This is a genomic window from Novosphingobium sp. fls2-241-R2A-195 (assembly GCF_030209485.1).
Classification (GTDB): domain Bacteria; phylum Pseudomonadota; class Alphaproteobacteria; order Sphingomonadales; family Sphingomonadaceae; genus Novosphingobium; species Novosphingobium resinovorum.
The window spans coordinates 121,525-141,972 of record NZ_JARVRY010000006.1; the positions used below are offsets into that span (position 1 = coordinate 121,525).

A 20,448-nucleotide genomic window follows, 5' to 3' on the forward strand; every position below is an offset into this window, starting at 1 on the left:
TTGACCTTGGCCGCTCAGGGCAAGCCCTGAGACACGCACGTCACCCGAAAGCGATGTCCTGGGTGACGCCCTTCGAGAAGTCGCCCGCCTTGCGCCGCACGTATTCGTAGAAGCCCTTGAGGTTGTCGGTCGGCTCGTACAATTCGAGCATGTGCCCGTAAGTTGCTATCGTATCGAGGAAAACGTAACGGAACCCGTCGGTCATCTGCGCGTCTAGCGCCAGCGTAGCCCCTCGCCCGGTGAAGTCGGCGACGGCTGCATCCAGATTATCGACGAACAAGGCTACGTGATGCAGTCCCTCCCTCCCCGAGCCTTCCGGATAGAGGTCATGAAAGGCCGAAGGGCCGGGATTGTTCTGCTGGCAGAACTCGATCATCACTTCGCCCCACTGGCCGTAGGCGCTGGAGTGATCGAGTTCGCGCTCCACCCCGCGATGGACGGCGCGGGTCAGCGCGATATGGTCGGCCACGTAGTAAGGCCCGGAGCCGAAGGCCGCGGAATGTGCCTGCGCGGCGGCACGCACATCCGGCACGAAGTAGGCGATCTGGCGGATCGGCAAGGGCGCCATCAATCTCTCCCGTTCTGTTTGAGCCGGAGAGTGGCGTCTTCGTCAGCCGAAGGGAACTATCTTATTTGCGGCATCGTGACCGATGTCCGCCACGCCGAGGAAAGCGATCGCGTGGCGTTCGCACCAGTAGCGCGCGATCTGCTCGGCATCGGTGCCGAAGGGGCGGTCGTTCTCCGGCACGTCGCTGACGCGGCCGAGGCGCAGGCCCGCGATGCCGCCGAGATGCGCGGTCGCGTGGAAGAACAGGCGGTCGACGGCGTAGAGATATTCGGAGACTTCCTCCACCATGACCACGTGGTTGGCGAGTCCCGGCATCAGCCGCGTGCCGCCAAGCATGGCCAGCGTCATCAGGTTGAAGGCGGCGACGGCGTGGCGCTCGCCGCCAAGCGAGGGTTCGAGGCCCTGCTTGTCACCCGCGAGGTAGGCGAGCGCACGGCGCACCGCATCGACGCCACCCTCGCGGCGAATGTCCGCCAGCATCGGGCCATGGACCGGCTTGCCGATCCTCTCGCGGTAGAGCCCGCCGAGCAAGTAGCCCGCGTCAGAATAGCCGAGGTACGTCTTGCCGACCGCCGCATGACCCATCTGCTCCAGCGCGGCCTCCGCAATCCGGCACGCACCGTAGCCGCCCCGCGCGAACCACACGGCATCGACGGATGGATCGTTGGCACACTCCAGCAGAGCACCGAGGCGTTGTTCGTCAGTTCCGGCGAAGTGCCCCTCCTGCGCGAAGCATTGCTCGTGAACGACGAGTTCCACGCCGGGGAACTCGGCAGCGGCGAGCGCGAGCACGGCCTCGGCATCCTCGCGGGTGATCGGGGTGGACGGTGCGCAGACGGCGATACGTGTCATGCCATGCATTCCTATCGAGGTTGTCACGGCGGGCAAGGCCGCATACGGCTTGCGGTCTATGACCGACCTGCCAACGCCCTCCAGCGACCTCACTACTCACCCCTGGTTCTTCTGCGGCATCGGCGGCTCCGGCATGCTGCCGCTGGCGCTGATCCTCAAGGGCCACGGCGCGAGCATCGGCGGTTCGGACCGCAGCCGCGACCAGGGCCGGACGCCCGAGAAGTTCGCCTGGCTCGAATCGCTGGGCTTCGAACTGTTCCCGCAGGACGGCAGCGGCGTGATCTCGGCCGAGCAGACGCTGGTGGCCTCGGCTGCGGTGGAGGACACTGTGCCCGAAGTGGTACGGGCGACGCAGCTCGGGTGCCCCCGGATGAGCCGCGCGCAGTTGCTGGCGACACTGTTCAATGCCGCGCCCTTCGGCGTGGCCATTGGCGGCACCTCGGGCAAATCGACCGTCACCGGCATGACCGGCTGGATCATGACCGCGGCAGGCCGCGATCCCACGATCATGAACGGCGCGGTGATGAAGAACTTCGTCGCCCCCGAAGCGCCCTTCGCCAGCGCCCGCGTGGGTTCAGGCGACGCCTTCGTGTCCGAGGTGGACGAGAGCGACGGCTCGATCGCGCTCTATCGCCCCAAGGTGGCTGTGCTGGGCAACGTCAGCCTCGATCACAAGAGCCTCGAGGAACTGCGCGAGTTGTTCGGCGACTTCCTCGCCCGCGCCGAAGTATCGGCGATCAACCTCGACGATGCGGAAACCGCCGCACTAGCCCATCGGGCGCGCTCGCTGGTGACCTTCGGGATCACTTCGCCCGACGCCCAGATCGCCGCGATCGACGTGGTCGAGGAGCCGACTTCGCTGTCCGCCACGATCCTCGACAGGCGCGAGGGCACCGAGCATGCGCTGACACTGAAGGTGCCCGGCCGCCACAACCTCTACAATGCGCTCGCCGCGATCGCTGCCGCCAATGCCGCAGGCGTGCCGGTGGCCGAGGCGGTGGTCGCGCTCGGCAGTTTCGTAGGGCTGGCGCGGCGCTTCGACGTGGTCGGCATCTCGCCCTCGGGAATCGCGGTGATCGACGACTTCGGGCACAATCCTGACAAGGTCTCGGCGACGCTCTCGACGCTCAAGGTACATCCGGGCCGCGTCATCGCGCTCTTCCAGCCGCACGGTTATGGTCCCTTGCGGCAGATGGGCGCCGAACTGGCCGAAGTCATCGCCCGCAAGCTGGGCCCGGACGACCTGACCATCCTGTGCGACCCGGTCTACTTCGGCGGCACCGTGGATCGCAGCGAAGGCTCTGAGCGGATCGTCCGGCTGATCGAAAGCCATGGCGGCAAGGCGGAGTATGTCCCTGCCCGCGAGGACTGCGCCGCGAGGATCGCGGAGATCGCCCGTCCCGGCGACCGCGTGGTCATCATGGGCGCACGCGACGATACACTGACGGTGTTCGCGAAGGATGTTCTGGCAGCTTTGCCCTGACGTCGTCCCGGACTTGATCCGGGACCGGTGGCAGTCTTGAGGCGAGGGCTATCAGCGGGGCGCCTCGCTTCGTTCCGGGCTGTCCACGGCCAGCGGTCCCGGATCAAGTCCGGGACGACACCGCCTGCAAACGCCGCCTCAGTGCCCCTTGCCGCGCGCCTTGGCGACGAGGTGGACGATCACCGCCACCACCGCGCCGAGCACCAGCCCGACCACCGCCGAAGCCAGCGCATAGCCCAGCCAGCCGAACACCGGCCCCACCGGCCCGGTTGCCTCGGCCAGCGCGTGCTGGATACCGTGCGAGACATGGGCAGGCCCGGGGACGCCCAGTTCCTCGAGCCCATGGAGGATAATCCCGCCGCCGACCCACAGCATCGCCACCGTGCCGACGCTGCCCAGAACCTTGAGCACGATCGGCATTGCCTTCAGCAGCCCGCGCCCCAGCGCCTGCGCGCTCGCGCCCGGCTTCTTGGTCAGGTGCAGGCCGACGTCGTCCATCTTCACGATCAGCGCCACCGCGCCGTAGACGCCGATGGTGATGAGCACGCCCACCACCGCCAGCGCCACGGCGCGGGCGATGAAGCTGGAATCCTCCACTTGCGACAGCGCGATCGCCATAATCTCAGCCGAGAGGATCAGGTCGGTGCGGATCGCCCCGGCAACGCGGGTCTTCTCGAAAGTGGCGACATCGCTCACCGGATCGTCCAGCGTCTCGCCGTGCTTCTCGCCGCCCAGCTTCTCCAGCACCTTCTCGGCGCCCTCGAACGCGAGGTAGAGGCCGCCCGCCATCAGGATCGGGGTGATCGCCATCGGCAGGAAGGCACTCAGCAGCAGCGCCACCGGCAGCAGGATCACCAGCTTGTTGAACAGCGAACCCTTGGTGATCTTCCAGATGATCGGCAGTTCGCGATCGGGCGTGAAGCCGGTGACGTAGCCGGGCGTCACCGCCGCATCGTCGATCACCACGCCCGCCGCCTTGGTCCCGGCCTTGGCCACTCCCGCCGCCACGTCGTCCATGGAGGCGGCAGCGGCACGGGCGATGACCGCAACGTCGTCAAGCAGGGCGACAAGGCCGGAAGGCATTCTATTTCCTTTTGTTTGCAAGTGCGAACGAAGCCGCTGCATGCGGGGTAATCAGCCTGTGATCAAGCGAAAGCGAAACGGACTTAAATCCTGCGCGCACCCGCCGTTCTTCTGGACATGTGAAGAGCGCTCCACTTCCGGGGCCGCTCGAAAGGCTTACCGGGGTTCAACACATGTCAGTCATCAACACCAACATCAGCGCGATCCGCGCCTCGAACGCATCGAATTCGGCCAACAAGGCTCTCGGCACCGCGATGGAGCGCCTGTCGACCGGCAAGCGCATCAACTCGGCCAAGGACGATGCGGCGGGCCTCGCGATCTCGACCTCGATGACCTCGCAGATCCGCGGCATGAGCCAGGGCATCCGCAACGCCAACGACGGTATCTCGCTGGCGCAGACCGCCGAAGGCACGCTGTCGGAAGTCGGCAACATGCTGCAGCGCGTGCGCGAACTGGCGATCCAGTCGGCTTCGGGCACCTATCAGACCTCCGACCGCGCGGCGATGCAGCAGGAAGTGACCGCGCTCACCACGCAGATCAACGACAGCTTCACGCAGGCCAAGTTCAACGGCAACACGCTGATCTCGACCACCGCGGGCGCCGACCTGACCTTCAACATCCAGACCGGCTCGCAGGGCGGCCAGCAGGTCGTGCTGACCTCCAAGGCGATCGACGGCACCAAGGTTTCGGCGACCGCCCTTGACGTGACCGACGCGACGAAGGCGGCGACCACGCTTACCAACGTCGATGCCGCGCTGTCGGACGTCAACGCCACCCGCGCCTCGCTGGGTGCTGGCCAGAACCGCCTCGAATCGGCGATCAACAACCTGACCAACACCACCACCAACCTGGCCGACGCCCGCAGCCGCATCGAGGACGCCGATTACTCGGCCGAGACCACCGCGATGGCCAAGGCGCAGATCCTCAGCCAGGCATCCACCGCGATGCTGGCGCAGGCCAACCAGAGCCAGCAGAACGTCCTCTCGCTGCTGCGCTAAGAGACTGGATACAAGCCTTCCCGTCCCCCGGAAGGCCCGGAAGCCCGGCGGTCGTTTCCCCCGACCGTCGGGCGTTTCCGTGTCTGCACAAGGTGACAGGTTTACACGGTTTACACGGTCCAGAGGGCAAAGGTGTCACCTTGGGCCGGAATGTGTCACCTTAGGAGCGTAAAGTGACACATTTTGCGGGCGATGTGTCACCTTACGCGAAGGAAGTGTCACCTTGTGGTGTAACCTTGTGAGGTGCGAGGCGGTTCGGCAGGGCATGGGATGCAATGTATCGGATGCCTCCGGGTGTAGGAAAGCGGACCAGGCATATCCTCCCTGTCGCGAAGCGATGGGGAGGTGGCAGCGACGCAGTCGCTGACGGAGGGGGCTTGTGCGCCCCCCTCCACCACCCGCTTCGCGGGCGGTCCCCCTCCCCATCGCTTCGCGACAGGGAGGATGCTCAGAACTCTACGTCGAGTTCTTCCATCTCTTCCGGCTCGGCCTTCGCGGCGGCGATCCATTCGCGCATCGGGTCCCATTCGGCGATGGTCCGGCAATAGGCCTCGCACGGTACCGGCAGCGCCACCGCGTAGCTGACGAAGCGCGTCGTCACCGGGGCATACATCGCGTCCGCCACCGTGGGCTGCGCACCGAACAGGAACGGGCCACCATAGCGATCGAGGCATTCCAGCCAGATCGCCTCGATCCGCTCGATGTCCGGACGCGCGCCGGAGAACACCGGGAACTTCGCGTGCCGCACCTTCAGGTTCATCGGCAGCGCCGAGCGCAAGTTGGTGAAGCCCGAGTGGATCTCCCCCGAGATCGAGCGGCAATGCGCCCGCGCGATCGGGTCGGCCGGAAGCATCTGCGCATCGGGGAACCGCTCGTTGAGGAACTCCGCGATCGCCAGCGTGTCCCACACGCTCGCTCCCTGCCACGTCAGGCGCGGCACCAGCACCGAGGGCGAGAGCAGCAGCAGTTCCGCGCGGTTGGCGGCATCGTTGGCGACCATCTTCTCGGTCACCTCCAGCCCGGCAAGGCGGCACAGCAGCCAGCCGCGCAGCGACCACGCCGAATAGGTCTTGCTGGAGATCGTCAGCGTTGCACCGGAATCGACCATGACCTGCCCCTTCATTCAGCTTGCTTAACGTTATGATGCAGCGCAGCATGATTGTACAACCGTTTGCGTGCACACTCGCCGAATCGCGAGGTGCCTGAGGGATATTGCGGATGCTCTATGACGCCTACCAGGCTTATTGCGACGTCCTGACCCCGGCGCGCCTGACCGCACGCGCGGCGACCGGTTTTCGCGACAAGTTCCTGGGCGGGGCGAAGACGATGCCGATGGCGCGCCGCCTCTTCGCTCTGGCCGAGACGTTCGATAAATCGACGATCACCCACAAGCGCCCGCCTTACGACATCGATGAAGTGCTCTGCGGCAATACCATGACGCCGGTGGTCGAGGACGTGGCACTGGCCCTGCCCTTCGGCGATCTGCTCCACTTCGCCAAGCCGGAGGTGACCACGCCGCAACCCAAAGTGCTGGTGGTGGCGCCGCTTTCGGGCCACTTCGCCACGCTTCTGCGCAATACGGTCGCGACGCTGCTGCGCGACCACGACGTCTACATCACCGACTGGAAGAACGCGCGCGACGTGCCGCTGTCGGCGGGCAAGTTCGGGCTGGACGAATACATCGACTACGTCATCCGCTTCCTTCAGGAGATCGGCGATCCGGCGGCAAGGCGCGGCGCCAACGTGCTGGCGGTGTGCCAGCCCTGCGTGCCGGTTTTGGCGGCCGTGGCCATCATGGCCCAGGACGACGACCCGTGCCAGCCGCGCACCATGTCGCTGCTTGGCGGGCCGGTGGACGTACGCGAATCCCCCACGGTGGTGAACGAGCTTGCCAATGCGCAGAGCTACGACTGGTTCGAGAACAACCTCATCCACACCGTTCCGTGGCGCTACAAGGGCGGTGGACGCAAGGTCTATCCGGGGTTCATCCAGCTCACCGCGTTCATGTCGATGAACATGGGGCGGCACAATGCGCAGTTCCGCAAGCTCTACCAGCACCTCGCCGACCTGGAGATGGACGAAGCGGCGAAGATCGAGGACTTCTACGACGAGTACCTCGCGGTGCTGGACATGACGGCGGAGTTCTACCTCGAAACCATCGACCGGGTGTTCCAGCAGGCGCAGCTGGCGAAGGGCGAACTGGTGCACCGCGGCCGCCGGGTGGACTGCGCGGCGATCCGCAAGACCGCGCTGCTCACCGTCGAGGGCGAGCGCGACGACATCTGCGCGGTGGGCCAGACGGCAGCGGCGCACCTGCTGTGCACCAGCCTGCGGCCGCACCTGAAGCGCCACCACCTGCAGCCGGGGGTGGGCCACTACGGCGTGTTCTCAGGCTCGAAGTGGGAGCGCGAGGTCTATCCGCAAGTGCGCAGCATGATCCTGGCGATGGCCTGATAGCCAAATCCTCCCTGTTGCGAAGCAATGGGGAGGTGGCAGCCCGCAGGGCTGACGGAGGGGGCGTCAGCTCCCCCTCCACCACCGCCTGCGGCGGCGGTCCCCCTCCCCATCGCTACGCGACGGGGAGGATGAAGCGCTCCTCAATACCCCTGCTTCGCCAACCAGGCGTCCACTTCCGGCATGCGGGTCTGGCCGACCTGGATGCGGTTCTGGATCTTGGCGATCGCCTCATCCACCGGACGGCGCGAACCGGCCGCGAGGCGCTGCTTCGCATAGGCATCCAGCTTGGCCGGCATCGCCGGATCGGAACTGCCGGTGGCCAGGCGCCCGACGTAGCGTGTCGCGCCCGAGCTATCGACGCGGCTCATCACCGCATCGTAGTTGGCGAGGACGAAGTCGAACGCCTGCTCGGGATGCTCGCCGCCGACGGCGCTGACGATCACCGGGCTGGTGGTCACGCCCGGCTCGTCGGTGAGCGACAGGGCCAGCGCCTTGTCGGCCAGCGCCTTGTCGTTGGCGCGGCCCAGCAGCGAGTAGAGCGTGGTCTTGACCTGCGCCGAGGTCTCTTCCTGCGCCATCGTGTGCAGCTTGTCCCAGGTCGCCGCGTCCGCGTTCTTCGCGACGACGGTGAGCACCGCGACCTTCACCGAGGGATCGATCGAGGCCGGATCGGCGAAGCGGCGACGTGCCTCGGCGACCACCGAGGGTTCGCCCAGCGCGCCCAGCGTGTCGATCAGCGTGGCGCGCAGGTCGCCGGCGGTGGCCTGCTCGTCCGCCTTCGGCTCCCAGCCCAGCGTGTTCAGCACCGGCAGCAGGCGCTTCGTGGCAAAGCGCGAGAGCGCCGCCTTGCGCTTCGCGTTGTCCTTGGCGAAGTCGGCGAGGCCGCCGATCACCTTCGCCGCGCGCTCCATCACTTGCGGCGAGGCATTGGCGGGCAGGTTCTTCACGACGTCGAGCATGTCGGCCATCGGCTGGTTGCCCGCGTAGCCGAGCGCTACCGCATCGTTGAGGATGCCGAGCTGGTCGACCGGCTGCACCGAAGCGATGCCCTTGACCAGACCCGCGAAGGTCTTCGCATCATAGAGCACCCGGTAGTAGCCCGACTGGCCCGCATTGACGACGACCGGACCGCAGCCCGCGACCTTGAGCGAACCCTTGCCCTGCAGCAGCGTCTCGGCCCTGGTGTCGTCCGTGCCCGCAGCGCTGACCGGCACGCGCCAGGCGAGCGGCTGCTTATCGGCGCGGTCGCGGGTGAACTCACCCTGCTCCAGCGCCAGCGTCGTCGAACCGCCGGCGCACGAGGACGTCACCTTCACCAGCGGAATGCCCGGCTGCAGCGTGAAGTCGTGCGCGATCTGGCTGATCGGCTTGCCCGAAGCCTTGTCGATCTCGCGCCACAGGTCGTCGGTGACGGTGTTGGAGTGCTTGTAGCGCGCCATGTAGGCCTGCACGCCCTTCTGCCACTCGTCCGAACCGGCATAGGCTTCGAGCATGCGGATCACCGCCTCGCCCTTGGCGTAGGTGATGTTGTCGAAGGCCTGGCTGGCCTCTTCCACGGTGGCGATGTGGTGGATGATCGGGTGGGTGGTGACGTAGGCGTCCTGGTCCATGGCGCGCTCACGCTCGCCGGTGGCGGTGAGTTCGGGGTGCCATTCGGGGTGGAACTTGGCCGCCGCGCGGCTTTCCATCCACGAGGCGAAGCCCTCGTTCAGCCACAGGTCGTCCCACCACGACATCGTGACGAGATCGCCGAACCACTGGTGCGCCATTTCATGCGCGACGACCGTGAAGATGCGCTGGCGCAGCGCGTTCGACGCGATCTTGGGATCGAGCAGCATCGCGTTCTCGAAGTAGAAGATGCCGCCCCAGTTCTCCATGGCGGAGAAGAACTGGCTGCGACCCGGCGCCGCGATGTGGTCGAGCTTGGGCAGCGGGTACTTCTCGCCGAAGTATTCGTTCATCCAGGGCAGCAGGTCGGCCGAGGCGCCCAGCGCATAGTCCGCCTGCGCCAGATCGCCCTTCTTGGTCAGCACGCCCACTTCGGTATCGCCCGCCATCTTGGTCTTGCGCTCGAAATCGCCGAGGCCGAAGAACAGCAGGTAGGTCGACATCTTGGGGCTGGTGCCGAAGGTCACCAGCGTCTTGCCGCCCCCCAGGTCCTTGCGGCTTTCCACCGGCAGGTTGCCGACGGCGACTTCCTCGGTCGGCACCACGGTCTTGAGGCTGAAGGTGGCCTTGTAGAACGGCTCGTCCCACGAAGGCATGAAGCGGCGCGCGTCCGAGTTCTCGAACTGGGTGAACAGCGCGCGCTTGGCCGAACCGTCGGCCGCCTTGTAGTCGAGTGCGAAGAGGCCGTAGGCCTGCGTATTGATCTTGCCGGTGTAGTCGATCGCCAGCACGTAGCTGCCCGGCGCGATGGGCTTGGCGAACGTGAAAGTCGCGGTCTGCGCGACTTCGTCGAGCGAGACGGTGAGCGTGCCGGCCTTCTTGCCCGATTTGGTCAGTGCCGCCTTGGCGATCGTCAGTTCGGCCGCCTGCAGCGTGATGGTCTGCGTCGCCTCGACCACGTCGACCGTAATCGCCGCCTTGCCCGCGAAGGTCATCGCCCTGGCATCGGGAGTGACGGTGATGTCGTAGTGGCTGGGGCGAACGCTGCGCGGAAGCTGCGTAGTCACCGTCTCTGCCGTGGCGCCCTTGGTGGTGGACGCGGTTCCAACTTCCTGCGCGGAAACGGAAAACGGAAGGGCAACGCCGGCGAGAAGCGCCAGCGCGGCGCGACGATACGGTTTCTTCATGGACGACTCACACCAGATGGGGGGATGACGCCTTGCTAACGTCCTGTCGTGAGCGCGCAACAATTTACCTGTTGTGTGCAATTTTAAACGCTGCGGGAGTCACAGGGCCCACCCCGTCCGGCTAGGCAGCAAGCTGCCAAGCCTTCCGGCCCTCGCGCGAGCGGGAAGGCTGACCTCACTTCTCCCCTCCCGCCTGCGGGAGGGGCCGGGGGTGGGCTTCCCCCTTCTCTGCCCACACCGCGCTTGCATTCCGTCCAAAATCCGCTAAGCGCGCCCCTTCCCCAAAGTCCGAGGACACAGGGAAACCCAAAGAAAGCCGGAGGGGCCTCGCAATCCCGCGAGTCGCCAGCGATCGGTTAGACTAGATAAAGGAAGCTGCCGTGGCTCTATATGAGCACGTGTTCCTGGCACGCCAGGACCTCAGCCAGGCGCAAGTCGATGCGCTTGCTGCCGCCGCCACCGAGATCGTCGAGTCGAACCAGGGCAAGGTCGTCAAGACCGAGACCTGGGGCCTCAAGAATCTCGCGTACAAGATCAAGCGCAACCGCAAGGCTCACTTCGTGATGCTGAACATCGAGGCTTCGGGCGACGTCGTCGCCGAGCTCGAGCGCCAGACGCAGATCAACGAAGACGTCATCCGCTACGTGACCATCCGCGTCGACGAGCACGAGGAAGGCCCTTCGGTCATGATGCGCAAGACCGACCGCGAGCGTACTCGCCGTCGCGAACGTGAAGGGAACTGATTTCCATGGCACGTGCATTCTTCCGCCGCCGCAAGTCCTGCCCGTTCTCGGGCAAGAACGCGCCGAAGATCGACTACAAGGACGTTCGTCTGCTTCAGGGCTTCATGTCCGAGCGTGGCAAGATCGTCCCCAGCCGCATCACTGCGGTTTCCGCAAAGAAGCAGCGTGAGCTGGGCCAGGCTATCAAGCGTGCCCGCCACATCGGCCTGCTTCCCTTCATCGTGAAGTAAGGGAGGGACCTACCCATGCAGATCATCCTCCTGGAACGCATCGAGAAGCTCGGCGCCATCGGCGACGTCGTCTCGGTCAAGGACGGTTACGCCCGTAACTACCTGCTTCCGAACAAGAAGGCCCTCCGCGCCAACGACGCGAACAAGAAGGTCTTCGAAGCCAACCGCGCCAAGATCGAAGCCGACAACGCAGAGCGTCGTACGGCTGCCGAAGCCAACTCGGGCAACGTCGAAGGCAAGCAGATCGTCCTGATCCGCGCCTCGTCGAACTCGGGCCAGCTTTACGGTTCGGTCTCGGTCCGCGACATCGTCGACGGCCTGAACGCCGAAGGCGCGAACGTATCGAAGCAGATGATCGTGCTCGAGCGCCCGATCAAGACGCTCGGCATCTTCGACGTCAAGGTTTCGCTGCACCCCGAAGTTGCGGTCAACGTCAAGGTGAACGTCGCCCGTTCGCCCGACGAAGCCGAACTGCAGTCGCAGGGCGTGGACGTGATGGCCGCGATGTTCGAACAGGACGTCTCGGGCTTCACCGAAGCCTACGACCCGAACGCCGAACCCGGCGAAATCGCGGTCGAGGAAACCGAGGAAGAGGGCGAGGCGCAGGCCTGAGCCTTTCCTTCGGTTACCGAGGAATAGCAAAGCCCTCGTTCCCCTGCGGAACGGGGGCTTTTCCTTTTTGGCACATGCTGGTTCGTGCCCATGGGGCTTCGACAAGCTCAGCCTGAGCGGTGTTGAGAGCAGGCTCTCAGAGCATCCGATGCCCCCTTCGTCATTGCGAGCGCAGCGAAGCAATCCAGGGCAATTCAGCGCCGCTATGGGTTGCTTCGCTGCGCTCGCAATGACGATCAATGAAAATCCAGGTCCCGCTCAGGCTGAGCTTGTCGAAGCCCCCTCGGCCGGGCAGACCCGGAAAACCATGATCCACCCCGTCACCGCCGCCGACTATCACGCCGACCCCGTTTTGCGCGGCGCGATGCTGGCGCTCAACAACGCCCACGCCGTCGAACTCTCCTTCGCCGACGAAGCGCGCATGGCGATGCTGGTGGAGGAGGCATTCCTCGCCGCGCGGATCGGAAGCCTGGACGCCCTACTCCTCGCCTTCGCGCCCGGGGCCGCATACGACAGCGCCAACTACCGCTGGTTCGAACGGCGCTATGCCAGTTTCGTCTACGTCGACCGCGTCGTCGTCGCCCCGGAAGCGCGCGGTCGGGGCCTGGCTCGCCAACTCTACGCCCACCTCTTCGAAGCGGCCCGCGCCGCGGGCCACGAGCGCGTGGTCTGCGAGGTCAATTCCGATCCGCCCAACCCGGCTTCCGACGCCTTCCATGCCGCCCTCGGCTTCACGCCCGTCGGCGAGGCACTGCTGGAGAACGGTAAGACGGTGACGTATCTCTCGCTGGAGCTGTCGCCGGCTTGTACCGAGGGGGCTTCGACAAGCTCAGCCTGAGCGGTTTTGGGCGGTTTACGCTACCTCCGCTCACCCTGAGCTTGTCGAAGGGTCACGGCTGAGCTTGCCGAAGCTCCAACCGTCATCACCCTGCCCATATCGCCCCCTATTGCGCCGCAGCACGGAATGCGTAATAGATGGCCATGCAGAAGATGAAAGAAACCATCGCGGAATTGGTCCGCGTTTACGAAGCCGCCGTTTCCACTCTCAAGGCCGATATCGCCGCCTTCGTAGAGAACGGCACCCTCCCCCCAGCAGATCGCCGCGCGAACCGCCTCTGGACATATCCTGAGCTGCGGATCACGTATCGCGGCACCGAACTCAACGCCCGCGCCTCGCGCGCGTTCGGGCGGCTCGAGATGGCCGGCACATATGCCACCACCGTCACCCGCCCGCACCTCTTCGCCTCCTACCTCGAGGAACAGCTCGCGCTGATCGAGGCCGAGTACGAAGTGGAATTCGAGGTCGCCGCGTCCACGCAGGAGATCCCCTTCCCCTACGTGCTCGAAGGCGTCTCGGTCGGCAGCGTCACGCCGCAGGAACTGGCGAGCCACTTCCCCAGCACCGAACTGGCGATGATCGGCGACGAGATCGCCGACGGCACCTTCCTCGCCGCCGAGGACGAACCGCACCCGCTCGCCCTGTTCGACGGCCTGCGCACCGACTTCAGCCTCGCGCGTCTGGCGCACTACACCGGCACCAGCCCGGACCATTGCCAGCGCTTCGTACTATTCACCAACTACCACCGTTACGTGGACGAGTTCGTAGACTGGGCCGGCACGCAAGTCGGCTCGGACGGCTATGTCGCGCTTTCGGGGGCCGGCGGTCTCTATCTCGACGCACCGATTGAGAACGCGCGCGCGCGGCTCTCCGACACCGCATGGCGCCGCCACCAGATGCCCGCCTACCACCTCATCCGCAAGGACGGCTCGGGCATTACGCTGGTGAACATCGGCGTCGGCCCGTCCAACGCCAAGACCATCACCGACCACCTCGCGGTGCTGCGCCCCGAGGCGTGGTTGATGATCGGCCACTGCGGCGGCCTGCGCGAAAGCCAGCGCATCGGCGACTACGTGCTCGCCCATGCCTATCTGCGCGACGACCATGTGCTCGACCCGGTGCTGCCGCCCGAGATCCCGCTGCCCGCCATCGCCGAAGTGCAGCTGGCCCTGGCGCAGGCGGCCGAGGTCGTCAGCGGCGAAGGCGGCGCGAACCTCAAGAAGCGGATGCGCACCGGCACCATCGTCACCACCGACGATCGCAACTGGGAACTGCGCTACACCGAGTCCGCCAAGCGCTTCTCGCTGAGCCGCGCGATCGGCATCGACATGGAAAGCGCCACGATCAGCGCGCAGGGCTACCGCTTCCGCGTGCCTTACGGGACGCTGCTGTGCGTCTCGGACAAGCCGCTGCACGGCGAACTCAAGCTGCCGGGGCAGGCCAACCGCTTCTATGAAGAGGCGATCGCCAGCCACCTCAAGATCGGCCTGATCACCTGCGACCTGCTGCGCGAACAGGGTGACCGCCTGCACTCGCGCAAGCTGCGCGCGTTCAACGAGCCGCCGTTCCGGTAGGAAACAGCCTATCGGGCCAGAACACGAAGCCGACCGTCGCGACCTGAGCGGCGGTCGGCTTTTTCGTTGCGCCTTGAGAAAAGCGGCGGACGGCTACTCTCCCTCGCGGGATATATTCGTGATCGGCCGCTGAACACGCCAAGATCCTGCAGAACTTCGCTGCGCACAGCCGCGCAGATGTTCTGGCGCGGGGTAATTTTATGCCTGCATTCCGAAACGGTGAGAGGACCAGACGCAATCTTATTCCGAATGTCATCGCAAGCCTTCCAAACGGCAGCAGGACATTTACTTTCCCGAATAATTCTGCATTCAATATAGAAATTGAGTTCAAAAAACTTATTTTTAATGAAACATATTTGAAATGAATTTCGCGTAAATTTCACTATTATTTCTAATGTTGAAATAGATGTGATCGATATACAACGCCACCAACTCATTATCCGCACGTCGATGATTATATGATGACAGTCTGATGCTTACGGGAGCAGACGCACTCGCCTGCTTCCGGCGTCGAGGATTTCGCACCGCCGGAATCTGCGAAAGGAGCATCAATGACCCCCCACATGAAGCGTCTGCTTCTGGCCTCGACCCTGCTGATGGGCCTGCCCGCCGCAGCGCACGCGCAGGAGGAAGCGCCCTCCACCACGGACGCGGCCGATACCGGCGACGCGATCATCGTCACCGGCTCGCGCCTGCGCAATGCCAACCTCGAGCAGGCGGCGCCGATCATGGCGATGACCGCCACCGAGATGAAGGCGACCGGCCAGGTCAACGTCGAGAACGTTCTGAAGGAAATCCCGCAGCTGGTCCCCGACCAGACCGGCGCCTCGAACAATCCGGGTGACGGCGTCGCCACCGCAAACCTGCGCGGCCTCGGCGCCTCGCGCACGCTGGTGCTGGTCAACGGCCGCCGCTACGTCTCGTACGACACCAACCAGATCGTCGACCTCAACACGATCCCGACCGCCCTGCTGGAGCGCGTCGACGTGGTGACCGGCGGCAAGTCGGCCGTCTACGGTTCGGACGCGGTCACCGGCGTCGTCAACTTCGTGACGAAGCAGGACTACGACGGTATCCAGGCCAACGCCAACTACCGCCTGACCGACGCGGGCGACGGCGCGCAGTACACGGGCGGCATTCTGGCGGGCAAGAACTTCGCGGACGGCCGCGGCAACATCACCGTCTACGGCGAGTACAGCCAGCGCAAGGCGATCACGCAGGCGTCGCGCAGCTATACAAAGACGGCCATGACCGACGGCGACGACGGCACCCTCGTCGCGGGTGGTTCCCCGTCGATCCCGGCGACACGCTTCGCCATCGGCGGCGGCAACTACAAGTTCGGGCAGGACGGCAGCTATTCGGCCTACGACAGCAGCACCGACGCTTACAACTACGCGACCGAGAACTACCTGCAGGTCCCGCAGAAGCGCGAACTCGTCTTCGCGCAGGCGCACTTCGACGTCAGCGATGCGCTGACGCTCTATGCCGAGGGCCAGTACGTCCACAACCGCGTCAAGAACCAGCTCGCGCCGACCCCGGTGACCGGCAGCTTCTCGATCGACAACGACAGCTCGTTCCTTTCCGCCGACAGCCAGGCGCTGCTGCAGGGCTACGACACCGATGGCGACGGCTACACCACCGCCAACATCTACCGCCGCCTGAGCGAGATCGGCGACCGCGTGCAGGTCACCGACAGCAAGGCGGTGCGCGGCCTGATCGGCGCGCGCGGCGACATCGGCCACGACTGGAGCTACGACGTCTACGCCAGCTTCTCGCGCACCCGGCGGACCGAGTACCAGTACGGCAACATCTCGCGCAGCCGTCTGCAGCAGGGCCTGCTGACGACCTATGACGCCGACGGCAACCTCGTCTGCACCGACACCAGCAACGGCTGCGTGCCCGTCAACATCTTCGGCGAGGGCAACATCAGCGACGCGGCGGTCGACTTCCTGTCGATCGACACCGTCAACCGCTCGACCATCACCGAGAAGGTCGTCAGCGGCGCGATCAGCAACAACAACCTGTTCGACCTCGGCGCAGGCCCGGCCGGTTTCGCGTTCGGCGCCGAGTACCGCTCCGAGCACGGCAGCTACAACCCGGACGAACTGCTGTCCTCCGGCGACGTCGTCGGCTTCAACGCCAGCGATGCCACGGCAGGCGGCTACAACGTCAAGGAGCTGTTCGCCGAGATCGACGTGCCGCTGATCGCAGACAAGCCCTTCATCGAGCGTCTCGAATTCAACGGCGCGGCCCGCTACTCGTACTACTCGACGGCGGCCAAGTCGGTGGGCACCTTCTCGGCCGGGCTCGTCTACGCGCCGATCAAGGACATCAGCTTCCGTGGCCAGTTCTCCCGCGCGGTGCGTGCGCCGACAGTGAACGACCTCTACAGCGGCAGCTCGCAGAACTTCGAGACTGCGACCGATCCGTGCTCGACGCCGGACGCGACGAGCTACTCCAACCTTTACGCCGCCTGCGTCGCCTCGGGCGTCGCCGCTGCGGACGTGGGTAACGACCAGTACAACGCCGCCGCGACTCAGATCGAAAGCTACAACGGCGGCAACACCAAGCTGCGCGAGGAGACCGCGAACACCTACACCTTCGGTGTCGTGCTCCAGCCGCAGATGATCCCGGGCCTGTCGATCACGGCCGACTACTATCACATCAAGATCGACAACTTCATCACCGCCGTAGGCACCGCCAACCTGCTCACGGCCTGCTACGGCGACGCAGGCAACAACTACACGTCCTACGACAGCAGCACCTGTTCGCTGCTGCCGCGCGACAGCACCGGCACCATCGTCGGCGCCATCGACAACCTGAGCAACACCGGCGGCGTCAAGACCGACGGCATCGACTTCGACGCGCAGTACACCATCCCGCTGGCGTTCGGCCGCAACAACTCCAGCAAGCTGAACTTGCGCGTCGCGGGCTCGTACCTGATGAACTGGACGTTCCGCCCGATGGCCTCGCTGCCCGACCTCGTGGTCGACTGCGCGGGCAAGTTCGGCCTGAGCTGCAGCAACGTCTACGCCAAGTGGCGCCTCAACAGCCGCGCGACTTGGTCTACCGAGGACCTGAGCGTGTCGCTGGCATGGCGCCACCTCTCGGCGGTGGACGACGACACCGGCGGCTATGCGGTCGACCACATCCCGGCCTACGACTACTTCGACCTCAGCGCGAGCGTCGACGTGGCCAAGCGCTTCACCTGGAACATCGGCATGAACAACATGTTGGGCAAGAAGCCGCCTGTCCTTGGTGACAACCAGGAGCAGTCGAACACCTATCCGTCGACCTACGACGTCTACGGCCGGACGTTCTTCACCGGCATCACCGTCGACTTCTGATGAAACTGGGTGCTGGTGATGGCGATCGCTGCCACCCAATTTCCGTCATCCCCGCGAAGGCGGGGACCCAACTGATGATCGTGCAACACGACAATTCAGGAGATGGGTTCCCGCCTTCGCGGGAATGACGATGTGAGGAACCGCGATTCGCGGGCGACCCAAAGCGTCCTTGCGGTACTCGCCGCAGGGGCGCTCCCGCTCGCCTGAATGAAATATTGATGAAATTGCAGGTTCAAGTTCGCCCCATAGCGTCCGGGGCATGCCAAAGCCCTCCCAGACTTCGACTTCAGGCGCCACCGGCACTGCCAGGATCAACCGCCTGATCGCCTCCGCCTTTCGCGTCCGCCTCGTCAGCGACGTGCCCGAAAGGCTGGCCCGGTCCCCGCTGCCTTACCGGCCCAACGCCAAGCGGCGCGAGCGCATCACGACCATCCAGCGGCGCGGCGTGCTGTTCATCCATGTGCCCAAGAACGCGGGAACCTCGGTCTGCCACCAGCTCTACGGAACCCAGATCAAGCACGAGACCGTGCGCTACTACGCCAGCGTCGCCCCGCGCGTGCTCGACCTGCCGAGCTTCGCCATCCTGCGCGACCCGGTCTGCCGGTTCCTTTCGGCCTTCGCCTATGCCAGCAACGGCGGCACCCGCGATCGCAAGGTCGCCCGCCCCTTCAACGCGCGCTACCGCGCGTTCGAAACCGTGGACGACGCCATCGACCACCTCGCCACCGCGCGCAGTCCGTTCGACATCGACCACATCTTCCGCCCGCAGTCCTGGTATCTGACCGACGCCAGGGGCGACTGCCGCGTCGAAAACCTGATCCCCTACGAGGAGATCGACAGCCTCGGCGCCATCATGGGGCTGGACGAACTCGACGCCCTGCCCCGCCTCAACCGCAGCAATACCGGCACCGCGCCGATCCGGCTCAATCCCAGCCAGGAAGCCTTCATCGAGGACTTCTACGCCGGGGATTACGCCTTGTGGCGCGGCGCCGTACGGGTCACCAGCCTGAAGTCTCGCTCTTGTTCTGCGCGTCGAGCCACTTCTTGAGCGGCGCGAAGTAGTCCAGCATCGGCTTGGCGCTCATCTGCGGCGAGCCGGTAAAGGTCTTGAGCGCCTCGGGCCAGGGCTTCGACATGCCCATCGCCAGCATCGCATTCAGGTTCTCGCCGACCTTCTTGTTGCCGTAGAAGCTGCAGCGGTGCAGCGGCCCCTTCCACCCGGCCTGCTTGCACGCCGCCTGATAGAACTGGAACTGCAGAATCCGCGCGAGGAAGTAGCGGGTGTAAGGCGTGTTGCCCGGAACGTGGAACTTCGCGCCCGCATCGAACCCGTCGTCCGAGCGCGCCGAGGGCGGGGTGATGCCCTGATAGTCGAGGCGCATCTTCGTCCACGCCTTGTTGTAGTCCGCGGGCTGGATCGAGCCGTCGAAGATGCCCCAGCGATAACGGTCGATCATCAGGCCGAACGGCAGGAACGCGACTTTGTCCATCGCCTGACGCAGCAGCAGGCCGATGTCCTTGTCGGCGCCGGGGACCTTGTCCTTGTCCAGCAGGCCGATCTGCACGAGGTACTGCGGCGTGATCGACAGCGCGATGAAGTCGCCAATCGCCTCGTGGAAGCCGTCGTTGGCGCCGTTCAGGTAGAGATATGGCTGCTTGTTGTAGGCGCGCTGGTAATAGTTGTGGCCCAGTTCGTGGTGGATCGTGACGAAATCCTCCGAATTGACCTTCGTGCACATCTTGATGCGGATGTCGTCCTTGTTGTCGACGTCCCATGCCGAGGCATGGCAGATCACCTCGCGGTCGGCGGGCTTGGTGATCATCGAGCGGGTCCAGAACGTGCCCGGCAGCGGATCGAAGCCCAGCGAGGAATAGAAGCCCTCGCCCGCCTTCACCATGTCGAGCGGCTTCTTGCCCTGCGCCTTCAGCAGATCACCTATGTCATAGCCTAGATCACCCGCACCCTGCGGCGCGACGAGCGGGTAGACGTTGCCCCATTCCTGCGCCCACATGTTGCCGAGTAGGTCGGCGCGGATCGGCCCCTTGCGCGGCTGCACCGCATCGCCGTACTTCTCGTTCAGCTTGCGGCGCACGTAAGTATGCAGCGCCAGATAGAGCGGCTTGGTCTCTTCCCACAGGCGCTGGGTTTCCGCCGCGAACTGCTCGGGCGTCATGTCGTAGCCGGAGCGCCACATGGCGCCGACGTCGGCATAGCCCAGTTCCTTCGCGCCCTGGTTGGCGATGCCGACCATCTGCGCGTAGTCCGCCTTCATCGGCTTGCCGACGTTGTCGTGCCACGAGGTCCACATCTCGGCGAATTCGGCCGGGCTATGCTGCAGGTTGCCCATCTCCGCCTCGATGTCCGAGCCGTTGATCGGCTTGCCGTCGAGCGTGCCCTTGCCCTTGCCGTAAGCGGAGGACAGGCGCGTGGTGATCTCGCTCAGCTGCGCCGCCGCTCCGGGCGTGTTGGGCGCGGGCAGGACGATGCCCTGACGCAGGATGCCCAGCTTGCGCGACACGTCCGCGTCGAGGCCGGAGACCTTCGCGAACTTCGCCGCCTCGACGGCATACTTCACCTGCTTCTCGGTGAGGTCGCCGTTGGACTTCGCCGCCAGCGCGTCGGTATCCTCGGTGATGTAGGTGTAATTGACCCAGTTCGCCTGATTGTTGCCCAGCGAGAAGTCGAACAGGTCTTTCTCGGCATCGGCGACGAACTTCGCGGCACCCTCTGCCGTCTGCGGGTAATCCTCCGCATGGGCCGGGACGACGGCGAACGAAAGGCTTGCAGCCAATGCGGCAAGCGCGGTGGAGGCGAATTTCATGGGGGGAACCTCTCTGAACCTTTGAATGGCCGCGAGAATAGGCCGA

Annotated in this window: 16 protein-coding genes; 10 read left to right on the plus strand and 6 right to left on the minus strand. The window is 65.2% G+C overall.

The genetic code is table 11. The features are described from left to right. Positions 1 to 40 precede the first annotated feature (40 nt). Together QRN25_RS05825 and QRN25_RS05830 are read right to left on the minus strand one after the other, a co-directional pair. Complete coding sequence (locus QRN25_RS05825) at positions 41 to 568, minus strand: VOC family protein (protein ID WP_285017932.1); 528 nt, start codon at positions 566 to 568, stop codon at positions 41 to 43. Positions 569 to 610: 42 nt separating this feature from the next. Next, on the minus strand, positions 611 to 1,420 hold the full coding sequence (locus QRN25_RS05830) for an LD-carboxypeptidase (RefSeq protein WP_285017935.1): 810 nt from the start codon (positions 1,418 to 1,420) through the stop codon (positions 611 to 613). Between the two features lie 58 nt (positions 1,421 to 1,478). Here QRN25_RS05830 and QRN25_RS05835 point away from each other — a divergent pair, with 58 nt between their 5' ends. Then, the gene (locus QRN25_RS05835) at positions 1,479 to 2,903 is read left to right on the plus strand and encodes a glutamate ligase domain-containing protein (RefSeq protein WP_285017937.1); all 1,425 of its coding nucleotides are present in this window, start codon (positions 1,479 to 1,481) and stop codon (positions 2,901 to 2,903) included. A gap of 138 nt (positions 2,904 to 3,041) precedes the next feature. Here QRN25_RS05835 and QRN25_RS05840 read toward each other — a convergent pair whose 3' ends face one another. Continuing rightward, on the minus strand, positions 3,042 to 3,986 hold the full coding sequence (locus tag QRN25_RS05840) for a DUF808 domain-containing protein (protein WP_285017938.1): 945 nt from the start codon (positions 3,984 to 3,986) through the stop codon (positions 3,042 to 3,044). A gap of 173 nt (positions 3,987 to 4,159) precedes the next feature. Between QRN25_RS05840 and QRN25_RS05845 the strand changes: the two genes are divergently transcribed. Next, positions 4,160 to 4,984 (plus strand): flagellin N-terminal helical domain-containing protein, encoded by an 825-nt coding sequence (locus QRN25_RS05845; RefSeq protein WP_036522625.1) that lies wholly within the window; start codon positions 4,160 to 4,162, stop codon positions 4,982 to 4,984. 448 nt (positions 4,985 to 5,432) lie between these two features. On the opposite strand, the gene QRN25_RS05850 is transcribed toward QRN25_RS05845, so the two are convergent. Next, on the minus strand, positions 5,433 to 6,107 hold the full coding sequence (locus QRN25_RS05850) for a glutathione S-transferase (protein ID WP_285017941.1): 675 nt from the start codon (positions 6,105 to 6,107) through the stop codon (positions 5,433 to 5,435). 95 nt (positions 6,108 to 6,202) lie between these two features. Here QRN25_RS05850 and QRN25_RS05855 point away from each other — a divergent pair, with 95 nt between their 5' ends. Next, the gene (locus QRN25_RS05855) at positions 6,203 to 7,438 is read left to right on the plus strand and encodes a polyhydroxyalkanoate depolymerase (RefSeq protein WP_271181630.1); all 1,236 of its coding nucleotides are present in this window, start codon (positions 6,203 to 6,205) and stop codon (positions 7,436 to 7,438) included. Between the two features lie 143 nt (positions 7,439 to 7,581). Here QRN25_RS05855 and QRN25_RS05860 read toward each other — a convergent pair whose 3' ends face one another. Continuing rightward, positions 7,582 to 10,236: a M1 family metallopeptidase gene (locus QRN25_RS05860; RefSeq protein ID WP_285017943.1), complete on the minus strand. Its 2,655-nt coding sequence runs from the start codon at positions 10,234 to 10,236 to the stop codon at positions 7,582 to 7,584. Positions 10,237 to 10,616: 380 nt separating this feature from the next. Between QRN25_RS05860 and rpsF the strand changes: the two genes are divergently transcribed. From rpsF to QRN25_RS05895, 7 genes are all read left to right on the plus strand, one after another. Further along, a complete protein-coding gene (rpsF, locus tag QRN25_RS05865) occupies positions 10,617 to 10,979 on the plus strand; it encodes a 30S ribosomal protein S6 (RefSeq protein ID WP_008832807.1) in 363 nt (120 codons plus the stop codon). Between the two features lie 5 nt (positions 10,980 to 10,984). After that, positions 10,985 to 11,209 (plus strand): 30S ribosomal protein S18, encoded by a 225-nt coding sequence (gene rpsR / locus QRN25_RS05870; protein WP_007686754.1) that lies wholly within the window; start codon positions 10,985 to 10,987, stop codon positions 11,207 to 11,209. A 15-nt stretch (positions 11,210 to 11,224) separates the two neighbouring features. After that, positions 11,225 to 11,821, plus strand: a complete 597-nt coding sequence (rplI, locus tag QRN25_RS05875) for a 50S ribosomal protein L9 (RefSeq protein ID WP_271181632.1) — start codon at positions 11,225 to 11,227, stop codon at positions 11,819 to 11,821. A 307-nt stretch (positions 11,822 to 12,128) separates the two neighbouring features. Then, the gene (locus QRN25_RS05880; RefSeq protein WP_285017949.1) at positions 12,129 to 12,659 is read left to right on the plus strand and encodes a GNAT family N-acetyltransferase; all 531 of its coding nucleotides are present in this window, start codon (positions 12,129 to 12,131) and stop codon (positions 12,657 to 12,659) included. A gap of 143 nt (positions 12,660 to 12,802) precedes the next feature. Then, positions 12,803 to 14,233 carry an AMP nucleosidase gene (locus QRN25_RS05885; protein WP_285017951.1) on the plus strand — a complete coding sequence of 477 codons (1,431 nt, stop codon included), beginning with the start codon at positions 12,803 to 12,805 and terminating at the stop codon, positions 14,231 to 14,233. Positions 14,234 to 14,796: 563 nt separating this feature from the next. Further along, positions 14,797 to 17,580, plus strand: a complete 2,784-nt coding sequence (locus QRN25_RS05890; protein WP_285017953.1) for a TonB-dependent receptor — start codon at positions 14,797 to 14,799, stop codon at positions 17,578 to 17,580. Positions 17,581 to 17,839: 259 nt separating this feature from the next. Beyond that, positions 17,840 to 18,628 (plus strand): sulfotransferase family protein, encoded by a 789-nt coding sequence (locus QRN25_RS05895; RefSeq protein WP_285017955.1) that lies wholly within the window; start codon positions 17,840 to 17,842, stop codon positions 18,626 to 18,628. Here QRN25_RS05895 and QRN25_RS05900 read toward each other — a convergent pair. Beyond that, positions 18,579 to 20,402 (minus strand): M2 family metallopeptidase, encoded by a 1,824-nt coding sequence (locus tag QRN25_RS05900; RefSeq protein ID WP_285017957.1) that lies wholly within the window; start codon positions 20,400 to 20,402, stop codon positions 18,579 to 18,581. The genes QRN25_RS05895 and QRN25_RS05900 overlap by 50 nt on opposite strands. Between the last annotated feature and the right edge of the window lie 46 nt (positions 20,403 to 20,448).

Bases quoted from the DNA above. Each gene is read 5' to 3' on its own strand.
- QRN25_RS05895 (WP_285017955.1), top strand. From the start codon at position 17,840: ATGCCAAAGCCCTCCCAGACTTCGACTTCAGGCGCCACCGGCACTGCC.
- QRN25_RS05880 (WP_285017949.1), top strand. From the start codon at position 12,129: ATGATCCACCCCGTCACCGCCGCCGACTATCACGCCGACCCCGTTTTG.
- QRN25_RS05840 (WP_285017938.1), bottom strand. From the start codon at position 3,986: ATGCCTTCCGGCCTTGTCGCCCTGCTTGACGACGTTGCGGTCATCGCC.
- rpsR (WP_007686754.1), top strand. From the start codon at position 10,985: ATGGCACGTGCATTCTTCCGCCGCCGCAAGTCCTGCCCGTTCTCGGGC.
- QRN25_RS05860 (WP_285017943.1), bottom strand. From the start codon at position 10,236: ATGAAGAAACCGTATCGTCGCGCCGCGCTGGCGCTTCTCGCCGGCGTT.
- QRN25_RS05825 (WP_285017932.1), bottom strand. From the start codon at position 568: ATGGCGCCCTTGCCGATCCGCCAGATCGCCTACTTCGTGCCGGATGTG.
- QRN25_RS05885 (WP_285017951.1), top strand. From the start codon at position 12,803: ATGCAGAAGATGAAAGAAACCATCGCGGAATTGGTCCGCGTTTACGAA.
- QRN25_RS05835 (WP_285017937.1), top strand. From the start codon at position 1,479: ATGACCGACCTGCCAACGCCCTCCAGCGACCTCACTACTCACCCCTGG.
- QRN25_RS05900 (WP_285017957.1), bottom strand. From the start codon at position 20,402: ATGAAATTCGCCTCCACCGCGCTTGCCGCATTGGCTGCAAGCCTTTCG.
- QRN25_RS05850 (WP_285017941.1), bottom strand. From the start codon at position 6,107: ATGAAGGGGCAGGTCATGGTCGATTCCGGTGCAACGCTGACGATCTCC.
- QRN25_RS05845 (WP_036522625.1), top strand. From the start codon at position 4,160: ATGTCAGTCATCAACACCAACATCAGCGCGATCCGCGCCTCGAACGCA.
- rplI (WP_271181632.1), top strand. From the start codon at position 11,225: ATGCAGATCATCCTCCTGGAACGCATCGAGAAGCTCGGCGCCATCGGC.
- QRN25_RS05830 (WP_285017935.1), bottom strand. From the start codon at position 1,420: ATGACACGTATCGCCGTCTGCGCACCGTCCACCCCGATCACCCGCGAG.
- QRN25_RS05855 (WP_271181630.1), top strand. From the start codon at position 6,203: ATGCTCTATGACGCCTACCAGGCTTATTGCGACGTCCTGACCCCGGCG.
- QRN25_RS05890 (WP_285017953.1), top strand. From the start codon at position 14,797: ATGAAGCGTCTGCTTCTGGCCTCGACCCTGCTGATGGGCCTGCCCGCC.